The sequence below is a fragment of the Novosphingobium barchaimii LL02 genome (assembly GCF_001046635.1).
Taxonomy (GTDB): domain Bacteria; phylum Pseudomonadota; class Alphaproteobacteria; order Sphingomonadales; family Sphingomonadaceae; genus Novosphingobium; species Novosphingobium barchaimii.
This window is the reverse complement of the sequence record NZ_KQ130457.1, coordinates 373531-384232: the sequence shown is the minus strand read 5'-3', so window position 1 is coordinate 384232 and position 10702 is coordinate 373531. Positions and strand designations below refer to the sequence as shown.

7 protein-coding genes are annotated in these 10702 nt (G+C 64.9%); 2 read left to right on the top strand and 5 right to left on the bottom strand.

Translation table 11 applies throughout. The features are described 5' to 3' along the window. Nucleotides 1-226 precede the first annotated feature (226 nt). The 4 genes from V474_RS25760 to V474_RS20525 form a co-directional block, all read right to left on the bottom strand. Complete coding sequence (locus V474_RS25760; RefSeq protein WP_062121710.1) at nucleotides 227-796, bottom strand: hypothetical protein; 570 nt, start codon at nucleotides 794-796, stop codon at nucleotides 227-229. 100 nt (nucleotides 797-896) lie between these two features. Beyond that, on the bottom strand, nucleotides 897-1874 hold the full coding sequence (locus V474_RS20535) for an ExeA family protein (protein WP_007685991.1): 978 nt from the start codon (nucleotides 1872-1874) through the stop codon (nucleotides 897-899). Continuing rightward, complete coding sequence (locus tag V474_RS20530) at nucleotides 1874-3526, bottom strand: IS481 family transposase (RefSeq protein ID WP_007685992.1); 1653 nt, start codon at nucleotides 3524-3526, stop codon at nucleotides 1874-1876. Before V474_RS20530 ends, V474_RS20535 begins: the two co-directional genes overlap by 1 nt. Continuing rightward, a complete protein-coding gene (locus tag V474_RS20525; protein ID WP_007685993.1) occupies nucleotides 3519-4115 on the bottom strand; it encodes a recombinase family protein in 597 nt (198 codons plus the stop codon). Before V474_RS20525 ends, V474_RS20530 begins: the two co-directional genes overlap by 8 nt. Before the next feature lie 165 nt (nucleotides 4116-4280). Here V474_RS20525 and V474_RS20520 point away from each other — a divergent pair, with 165 nt between their 5' ends. After that, entirely contained in the window at nucleotides 4281-4973 is a 693-nt protein-coding gene (locus V474_RS20520; RefSeq protein ID WP_007685994.1) for a hypothetical protein, read from the top strand. Nucleotides 4974-5596: 623 nt separating this feature from the next. Next, complete coding sequence (locus V474_RS20510) at nucleotides 5597-7447, top strand: TonB-dependent receptor domain-containing protein (protein ID WP_059153256.1); 1851 nt, start codon at nucleotides 5597-5599, stop codon at nucleotides 7445-7447. A gap of 114 nt (nucleotides 7448-7561) precedes the next feature. Here V474_RS20510 and V474_RS20505 read toward each other — a convergent pair whose 3' ends face one another. Continuing rightward, nucleotides 7562-10675, bottom strand: a complete 3114-nt coding sequence (locus tag V474_RS20505; RefSeq protein ID WP_082699930.1) for a glycoside hydrolase family 2 TIM barrel-domain containing protein — start codon at nucleotides 10673-10675, stop codon at nucleotides 7562-7564. Between the last annotated feature and the right edge of the window lie 27 nt (nucleotides 10676-10702).

Sequence of the window (10702 nt, the reverse complement as noted above, 5' to 3'; positions counted from 1 at the left end):
TGTAGGCGATTGCAAAGATACTGGCCTCTGCTCGCAAACAGCGCGGATTTCTGCTCAGATTTGCTGACAGCAGGTGGGCCATGCTGCTCACGCTATGCGACAATGTGCTCGCCATCATCCGCGCCTGCTCGCAAACGGAGAAGGCCTGTTCTCGCTTTCTGCCAATAGCGAGGAGTGCCGGTGAGCGGTCTGGCAGCGATCGTTCCCGCCGGGTTTGCCGTAAGCATCAGCGCTCCCACTTCCTCAGGCTAGCAACGGATTGATCGTATAATGCCTGGAGCGAGCCGACCTGATTGTCTCGGAAGTGAATCGTCAGCACGAGATTGTCATACGGCAGATTGGCCGTGCAGAGCCCCGGCCGCGAGCCTCCGCCCATGGCGGAGCAACTCGCCAGCGATGGAGGACGCTTCTGACCTGCTTCGGCTGGCAACTGGTATGTCCAGAAAACACCATCACTTACCTTGCGCAGTGTTCGGCCGCGCCATGAAAGCGGGCGACTTGCGCAGACAGTCGAGTTGACAAGCGCCTCTGTTCCCGCTGCGCGGGCACACATCCGCTTCTTGCTTGCCACGCCCACCAAGTTTCGCTCCGGCAAGCTTGCGCTCGGATTTAGGTAGAACGAGAACCCGTCGCTGGGATCGAGCGCTGGTAGAAAGAACGGCTTATCATTGTCGGATATGTCGTTGGCTCTCGGGATGTCGAAGACTCGTCCCTCCAACCTCCTCTCGGCCGAGGCCGAGCACGCGCTGAGCAAGCTGACGATCGATAAAGAAGCTGCGGTAAGATGCCTGTTCATGCCGGCAGGCTATGAGAGAAGCGCAACGTCCACAATCGGTGGCACAGACGACATGCGTTGCGTCCGCGTGCGGGAGATACCAAGGCGAGGACAGCCAGTATCATATCGGCACACCGGCTTCGCGGAGCCGCTCGGTCAGGTCGCGGGTGTGTTCGGCGTCCAGCGTTCCGGCGAGGAACGCGCGTATGTCGGACGGCCGGGTGTTGAGCTGGCTGGCGAGCGCGCCCGCATCGTAACCGTTGCGCGTCAGCGTGGGTTCGAGGTCGTCAATCGCCCGCGACAGCACCTGCTCGACGATCTCGGCCGTGACGGGCTTGGCAGCGAAGCGGAAGCCCTGCTCGAAGGCGAGTGTCAGGTGCATCTCGATCTGGAGCGGGGTGCGCAGGCGCTCGGCGATGAGGTCGATCGCGTCCTCGTTCATCAAGTCGGCAACCTTGACCCCCTCGGCCGCACAGGCGCCGAGCAGCCAGGCAACATAGTCGCGGCGTTCGGCGCCGATGCCCTCATAGTCGAAGGTGGTCGTGCGGTAGCCGATCTCTTCCATTTGCGGGCGGCGCAGGTCGTTGCGTAGCCGAGGATGGCCGACCAGAAGGACCGACAGCAGCACGCCGGCATCAGCCACCACCTCCATCAACCGCTTGAGGCCGGTCAGCGTCTTGTGGTGCAGGTCATGCGCCTCGTCGACCACCAGTACGACCGGGCGCTTGCCCTTGCGCATGATGTCGCGCAGGTCGCGCTCGCGGCGCTCGGCCTGCTTGGGAATCTTCACCTGGGCACGGTCACCGGGCGAGAGATCGTAGAACAGCGCCTCGATCAGCGAGGGCAACGAGGTGCGGCGCTTGTCGACCGCAAGCGACTTGGCGACGGCGACCTTGCCCGCCCGGGCCAGCTCGTCCTCGATGCGGCGCAGCAGGTGCGTCTTGCCCGATCCGACCAGGCCGGAGACGACGATCAACCTGCCGGTCTGCACGGCCGCACAGACCTCGCGCACGAGGTTGCGCTGATGCTCTGTCTCGAAGTTGCCGACGCCTTGGAACGGGCGGGCGAGCCCGTAGCTGGATTGAACGTCGGCGAGCATCAGCTTGTCCCCCGTCTTGACTGGAACCGCTCTCGGATGCGGTCAGCGATGATGGTCTTGTCGAGCGTTTCGCCCAGCAGCGCGTCGATGAAGGCGCGGTCTGCCTCAGGCAGCGAGCCGAGCGGTCGCCGGAGCTGGTCGACGATGGCGTGGCGCGCCGCGAGCCCGGTCGGGTATGCCGTCTCGACCGCCGGCTCCGGAAAAGGTGTTTGCCGCACCGCGAGCCCTGCGGTGGAGGGCGGCAGCGACGGCAGCGGCCGGTCGCCGCCCGTCACGGTCGCGCGGGGCAGCCCCAGCTGGTCAGCGAGCCGGACCACCTTGTCGAGCCGCTCCTCGGCGCGGCTCTTCTGATACTTGCGATAGCGGTAGAGCGGCACGGCGCCGCGCGACGGCTCGTAAGGGCCATGCCGCTTGCCGTCATGCTCCACGAAGAGCTGCTGGTCGAACAGCCCCCAGAGCAGCGTCACCGTCTCGCCGGCGAGCTCGGGCTCGACCTCGTAGGAAGCGCCCTCAACCGAGACGGTCGCGTCGCCCGCAACGGTGCGCCGCTCGGGCTCACGAGCGAAGGCGCAGAACCGCTCCCATGAACACATGGCCCGCACGCCATCGCCGGGCAGGTGCCGCAGCCAGTGCTCGATCCGCGCGTGTGGCTCGGAACGATGGTCGCCGTTGTTGTAGGTGACCAGCGCACGCCGCATCCACAGATTGGCTTCCGCCTCGTCCTTGGGTTTGTGGAAGTGGTACAACGTCTCGTGCACCTCCTTCACCGTGCGGAACGGCCGCTCGACCTTGCCCTTGGCGCGGGCCGCGGTGTGCCGGTCGTCGGCCTTCGGCGGCAGATGGGTGAGGACGCGCACGCCGAGGCTGCCCATCACCGACTGGAACACGCGCGACCGGCTGACCGGGCCGTTGTCCATGTAGATCGTGACCGGCAGGCCCTGGAACGGCAGTTCGGGCTCAGGCTTGGCGGCGAAGGCGTTGAATAGAAAGCGCAGCGCGGACTCGGCATCCTCGCCATAGACGCTGCGATATTCCTGGTAGACCACGCCCGAGCAGTCATCGACGGCCGAGAACAGCATCAGCGTGGGTTTGCCGCGACCCTGCTCGATCCAGAGCGGCGCCTCGACCTGCTTGAGGTCGGACGGGCTCATGTCGAAGTGCCACAGCTCGTTGGATCGCCGCGCCTGAAAACGAACGGCTGCGTGGGGGCGGGTCACGCGGGCATAGTCCAGCCCTGATGAGCGGAGCAGCCGGTCGATGGTCGCCCGCTTCAGCAGGCCGGGTGCTACCTTGACCAGGCCCTCCGGCGTCTCGACGCCATCGGTTTCCAGGAACTCGATGGCGCGGGCGGTCGAAACGTGCCGGCCCTTCTTGTTGGTGGTCCTGATCTTCAGTGCGGCGACGATCTCGGCGTAGCGCTCCATCTCGGCCTGCGGGGCAACCCGCGTCGCACCATGGTCGGACCGGCGCACCGACTTGGGGCGGTTCAGCTCGCGCAACGCCCGGTAAAGGGTCCAGATGGAGATGCCATAGGCCTCGGCCGCACGGGCGATGATCTCGGTGCGACCGGGGTCGCGTGGGGGCAACAGCGACAACCGTCGGCGAAGATCGATCAGCGCCTCTCCAGGCGGTCGCTTCGCCCGGTCAGCCATGGGCTGTTGCAGCCTCCTTGATCGATGCACCGCTGCCGCGCTTGCCTGCATAGCGATAGAGGGTCGCGACCGACACGCCCATGCGCTTGGCGATGTCGCGCACCGGCAACGTGCCCTCCTTCATCATCGCCCGTGCCGCGGCGACGTCGCTCGGGCGCATTGCCGATGGGCGGCCACCCTTGCGACCCTGCCGGCGCGCCTCCACTAGCCCCGCGGTAGTTCGCTCGCGGATCAGGGCACGCTCGAACTGCGCGATGGCGCCGAACACGTGAAAGGTGAGCATGCCACCCGGCGTTGTCGTGTCGATGCTCTCGGTCAGCGACACCAGCCCGATCTTCTCGCGCTCCAGATCCTCGGCCGTGGCGATCAACTTCTTGAGCGAGCGGGCGAGGCGGTCGAGCTTCCAAACAACCAGCGTGTCGCCTGCGCGCAGCACGTCTTCCAGAATGCGCGCCAGTTCGGGCCGGTCATCGCGCGCGCCCGACGCCTTTTCGGTGAACACCCGCTCGCAGCCGGCCCGCCGCAGCGCATCGAGCTGGAGCTCGGGGTTCTGGTCGCTGGTGCTGACCCTGGCATAGCCGACCCGCATGAGCGTCTGATCTTCTCCAAACTCGTGCGGGGCATACCGTTTTGCGACGCGGGTTTCCAGAACAGTTTTGACAAAGTGCGGCCCGCAGATTTACGTTGCCGGCCCAGCAAGGCGATCGGCTCGTCAGAAACGGTCGTTTTGCAGAACCGCTGAGGAGCCGGGTTCATGCAGGTGCTCGATACGGTTGGCTGGGTCGGTGATGGCGACGACACCGACTTCTTCCTCGCAATCGAGCGCACCTTCGATCTGCGCCTGCGCTCGAACCTGCCTTGGACAACGTTCGGCGAGGTGCGTGACCATGTCGTCGCGCATGTCGCAGCCTACAGCGGGGGCGGCACGACATGCGCCACGCAGATGACGTTCTACAGGCTTCGACGCGCGCTCGGGCTTGGCCGGCACGTCGGGCCGGATGCGCCGTTGGCGCCGCTGATCGGTGGGAAGCTGCGCCAAGCGTTCAGCGACCTGGAAGCCGATACCGACCTCAAGATGCCGGCGACGCGAGCCGGATGGCTTGGGATTGTCAGTGGTCTCTGCTTCGCTGTCGCGGTCGCGATCCTCGCCTTCACGACGCTGGCACCTCCCCTTCGCATCTTCGCTGCTGGAGCGAGCGCCTACGCGGGGCTATGGTTACGGCACCTCGACCGCCGGCGATTACCTCGGAGGTGCGACACTATCGGCGATCTCGCCCGACTGGTCACGGAGCAGAACCGTGGCAGGCTTGCCCGCGACGGCGCGCGCCTCACCGCCCCCGAGATTTGGCGGATCATCCAGCAACTGGCCGCCGAGGAGAGCGGGATCGACCCCGATCTGATTGGGTCGGAAACGACCTTCTTCCGAGCCAAAGTGCGAGCAGCCTGATCAATGGCTTACTGGATTGCATAGATTGATGCCGAGACACGGGACATTGCGTGGCGTCGGACTGACGGCTTTGGGTGCCGTTGTCGTCGCAGGCTCTTTCGTCGCTCTCGGATTGCGACCGGATGGGATCGCCAGCTACTATCGCGATACGCTGACTCCGGCAGGGTTTGCCATTTGGTTCTGCGGCTTCGTAGCCGCCACACTCGCTCCACCCGCCATAGCTGTACTCTGCTGGTTTGGCGCCATGCGGTTCCGCTACGGGTGGCTTCTCCACATCCTGCTTGTTCCTGCCACCTACGCCGCTGTGCGAGGATCAATCGCGCTCATGCTCGCGGTAGCAAGTGAGCCGGACAGCGATGGCCCAACGAGATGGGCTACCGATCCAGCAGTGATGCTGATGGTGGTTTGCCCCATCGTGTACTTTCTGATCTTGGGTTCCACAAAGCTGCGTGAGCATCGCGCATCAGCAAATGACTGCTAATCTCGACTTTGTAGTTGGCAGATACCATGAGCGGCCCTTTGCCGTTTGCGAGCAGACGCGGATGATGGCGAGCACATTGTCGGATAGCGTGAGCAGCATAGTCGGCTCGTTGTCAGGTAATCTGGGCAGGAAAAGGCGCTGTTTGCGAGCAGAAGCTGCTACGGTTGCAAGCGCCTACACCTATGCCAGCGCCGCGCAGTTGCAGGCGATCTGCGGTTCGGCGGCGGGCACCAACACCACCGAGGACGCGCTGGTTGCCTACCGCACCGACGTTGCGCCGCGCCGGGATAATCTACGCTTCAACGACTACCGCTACACTGCGGGCCTGCGCGGTGATCTCGGCAGTGGTTTCAGCTACGACGTCAACTACATGTACTCGCTAGTGAAGTACAAGGAGACCTACCTCAACGACGTCAACCAGGTGAAAGCCGGCCGCGCCCTTAACGTGATCGACGTGAACGGCGTGCCGACGTGCCGCTCGGTGATCGACGGGACGGACCCGAACTGCATCCCCGTCAACGTCTTCCAGCCGGGCGGCGTGACCGCAGAGCAGGCCGCGTATCTGTTCACCGACAGCAACACCGCCTCGCGCAATTCGCTGAGCGTCTTCTCGGGCACGCTGAGCGGCGACCTTGGGCAGATGGGTGTGACCCTGCCTTGGGCCACCCGCGGCGTCGGTATCGCACTGGGCGCCGAGCGCCGCCGTGAGACGCTGAAGTTTACCGCCGACGAAGTCGCCCAGCAGAACGGCACCACCAACGCCGATGGCATCATCAGCGTCACGGAGGCTTACGGCGAGATCGAGATTCCGCTGATCGAGGACAAGCCGTTCTTCCGCTCGCTGACGATCAATGGCGGTGTGCGCTATTCTTCCTACGACAACAAGCAGACGTCGACCGGCTTCGGCTCCAGCTACAACGTGTGGACCTACAAGGGCGAGCTTTCCTGGCAGCCGGTCGACGACCTGCGCGTGCGCGCCAGCTATAACCGCGCCATCCGCGCGCCCAACGTGGCGGAGCTGTTCGCCTCGCAGTCGGTCGGCAATGTGGCCGCGCAGGATCCTTGCGCCGGTTCCAACCCCGCCGCCTCACTCGAAATCTGCCAGCTCACCGGCGTAACTGCGGCCCAGTACGGCCGCATCGTCGAATGCCCGGCAGCCACCTGCTCGGCGCTGGGCGGCGGCAATGTCGCGCTCAAGCCCGAGACGGCCGACACCTGGACGGCAGGCCTCGTCATCACGCCCAAGGCGCTGCGGCGCTTCTCGCTCTCGATCGACTACTACAACATCAAGGTGAAGGACTATATCGGCTCGATCGCGCCGTCGCTGATCATCGGCCAATGCCAGGAAACCGGAGATCCGTACTTCTGCGGACTGTTCAAGCGTGATGCCCGTTCGGGCGCGCTGTTCGGCCAGAATGCGGGCTACATTGTCTCGACCACGCTGAACACCGGCTTCCTCAAGACCTCGGGCATCGACGTCAACGCCGACTACGCCTTCGATGTAGGCGACCTGGGCAGCGTCAATGTCAACATGGTCGGCACTTACTTGATCGAACAGGTCGCGCAGCCGGTGCCGGGCCTGGGCTCCTACGACTGCAAGGGCCTTTTCGGCTACACCTGCGGCCAGCCCTCGCCCGAATGGCGCCATGTCGCGCGCCTGTCGTGGATGGCCCCAAGCGACACCACCGTCTCGCTGTCGTGGCGCCACATCGGCGGCACCAAGCTGTCGAGCCTGACCGACAACCCGCTGCTCAGCGCGCCTGAAACCGTGGTGAACAGCAAGATCAAGGCCTACGACTACTTCGACCTGTCGCTGACCCAGATCATTGACAAGCGCCTTACGCTGCGTGCCGGCGTCAACAACGTGTTTGACAGGGACCCGCCGGCGCTGTCCGCCGGGCTGCTGCAGCTGTTCGGCAACGGCAACACCTATCCCGGCGTCTACGACGCGCTGGGTCGCACGATCTTCGTGGGCGCCACCGTGAACTTCTGATCCGCAGGAGGGACAGGCGGCCTTCCCGCTGAGGCCGCCGTCTCTGGATAAAGCCCGCCCGGTCATACGACCGGGCGGGCTTTTTTCTTTGGAGCTGTTGGCCTGCAGGACAGCTTAGTCGGGATGCCCGATCGTGAAGGACCATACGAGCGGCGCCAGGGCTATGCGGTACGGCATGTGCGCCCGGCCATCGAGGTTCCAGCCGGTATCACCGCCCACGCCTGCCTGCGCCGCATCAATCAACAGCGTACCGCTGCCATGCGGCCGGATGTCCGAACTATGCGCCTGTCCCGGCGGCTTCATCGCAAGGTCGGCGTAAGGAAATGCGAGCGCGTTGACCGAGAGCGGCTGTGCGCCGGTGACGCGCAGGCGGGTATTGCCACCTATCAGTTCGATCCAGCGCACGTCGGTCTTGTTGCCCGATTCCTGCGGGCGGGCATAGTCGTGGTACTGCTCGGCAAGGGACCCGCTCCATTGCGCAATAAGTCCGCCGCCCTTGCGGTCGGCATACGTCTCCTGCGGACCGCGCCCGTACCAACGCACGCGGTCGAGGGCCGCAGGGATCTCGAAGGCAAGGCCTACGCGAAGCGGATCGGGCAAAGTGTCGCGCAGCGGCTCGAAGCGCACGGTGACGCCAATGGTACCATCCGCCGCCATCGTCCAGCGCGTTTCGACCTTGACCGAGCCCACGCCCATATCGTGGCGCACCACGATGGCATAGCCGTCGCGCTCTACCGCCTCGACCCGGCGGTGTTCGGAGAACTGCTGCCACATGGCATGGGTCTTCGGCACGCCCGCGCCGATGTCGTTGTCGGTCGGCGCGCGCCAGAAATTGGGCGCGCCGCCAGTCAGGAGCAACCTGCCGCCGTGCTCGTATTGCCTCACGAGGCCGGTTTCGCGATCGATCTCCAGCACCGCGTCGCCAGTGGCGAGCCGAATGGTAGTGTCCGTTTCGATCGGCACGACGTCAGCCCCTTGCTCGGCGACAGGCACAGGTGCGGACAGGACGAACTGCTCCCACCCCACCACATGATCGGCTGGCTGTGTGGGAACCGCGCCTGCAGTGGCACGCGCGCGTAGGACAAGGATACGCTCTGCCGATCCGTCTTTGGAAGACGGAACCGGCACGGGTAGCGGCGCACTCGCGCCCGGTGCCACCGAAGGCATCGGCAGGCTGCCGTGGGCGGCGGGGAGACCGTTCTCCATGACCGTCCAGTCCAGCGTGAAGCGGGACAGGTCGATATGGTCGTGACGGTTGACCACACGGTAACCCGAGGCATCGCGCGTGAAGGTGATCGGCGCCTGCACTTTGGCGAGTTCGTAATACTCGGGGTCCGGCGTGCGGTCCGACTGGATCACGCCGTCGCCCACCGGACTGTCGTCGCCGTGGACGCCGGGACCGGCGGGGTCGGTATCGAAGTCCGGCCCCTGCCCCCAGTATGGTTGCCCTTCCTTGTCCTTCAACAGCATGGTCTGGTCTACCCAGTCCCACACGAAGCCGCCCTGCAACTTGGGAAAGCGGCGCATCGCCTCCCAGTAGCCTTCTAGGTCGCCCAGGCTGTTGCCCATGGCGTGGGCATATTCACAGAGGATCAAAGGCTGGGTGAACGCCCGGTCCCTTGCGTAGTCGATCATCTTGGGCACGTCGTCGTACATCGGTGCGAAGATATCCACGTAGGTGTTCACTGGGTGACGCCAGTTGCTCATGCTCCAGCCCAAGAAGCTGACGAGGCGCGAGGGGTCATTTGCCTTCACCCACTTTGCTGCCGCCTCGAAACTGGTGCCGATGCCAGTCTCGTTGCCCAGCGACCAGAAGATGATCGAGGGATGGTTCCGGTCGCGCTCGACCATGCGCCGGACGCGGTCGAGGTGGGCTTCGCGCCACCGGGGGTCGTTGCCGAGCAGATAGGAGGGGTCGTTGCCATGCTCCTGCGAGAGGCCGAGGTAGCCGTGGCTCTCGATGTTCGCCTCGTCCATGACGTAGAGGCCGTATTCGTCCGCAAGGTCGTACCAGCGGGGGTCGTTGGGGTAATGCGAAGTGCGCACGGCGTTGACGTTGGCGGCCTTCATCAACTCGATGTCGCGGCGCATGGTCGCTTCGGAGACCACGCGGAAAGTTTTGGGATCATGCTCGTGACGGTTCACGCCGCGGATCATGATGCGCTTGCCGTTCACGCGCACTTCGCCGCCTGCGATCTCGACGGTGCGGAAGCCGATGCGGCGGCTGGTTGCTTCGATCAGCCTGCCCCTTTCGTCGAGCAATTCGACCAGCAGCGTATAGAGATTTGGCTCCTCCGCCGTCCAAGTGCGCACGCCCGGCACGCTGGCGCTGAGCGCGGCGGCCATCCTCGCTGCCGCGCTTTCGCGAACGAGCACCGCCCGCTTGCCGTCGAGCAGCGTTGCGCGGACGCGCACCGCGCCGGGCTTGCCGGCAAGGCTGACGTTAACCCCAAGGCGTCCGTCACGGTAGCCGTTCTCCAGCCCCGCATCGACGCCGAGGTCCCTTATATGCGTGGCGGGCGCTGCGTAGATCGTCACGCTGCGCTCGATGCCGTTGACGCGCCAGAAGTCCTGGTCCTCAAGGTAGCTGCCGTCGGCAAAGCGATAGAGCTCGATCGCCACGGTATTGCGCCCAGGATGAGCATGGGCGGTGATGTCGAACTCGGCCGGCAGCTTGGAGTCCTCGGAATAGCCGACGCGCTCGCCATTAACCCAGATATAATAGGCCGCCCCCGCCGCCCCGACGGTCAGCAGCAGGCGGCGGCCGGCGAAGTCCGCGGGGACGGTGAAATCACGGCGATAAGAGGCGACTTCGTTGATTTCGTGCGCAATATTCGGCTGGTTGCGCGGGAAGGGATAGCCGCTGCCCACAAAGACCGCGCGGCCGTGCCCTTGGGCCTGTAGGATGCCGGGGACCTTCATCGTCCCCCACCCGCTTACATCGAAATCGGGGCGCTGGAAGTCCGCCGGCCTGCTTTCCGGGTTGGGGGAAAGCCGAAATTTCCACTCGCCATCAAGCGAAAGATGGTAACGCGATTTCGCAGGGGAGCGGGACAACGCGCCGGCGCGCGTTTCGAACCCGTCGAACGTCGCGTGCATCTGTTCGGCGCCTTGGCGTATAACCTCGGGCTGCTCCCATTCGACCGGCTGCTCGCCGGCGAGGACACTGGTGGAGCTGAGCAAGACGGTCGCGAATGCCGCGATGCCGCTGCGTTGACTTATGCGCATGTGTCCCTCTCTTGCAATACCGTCAGG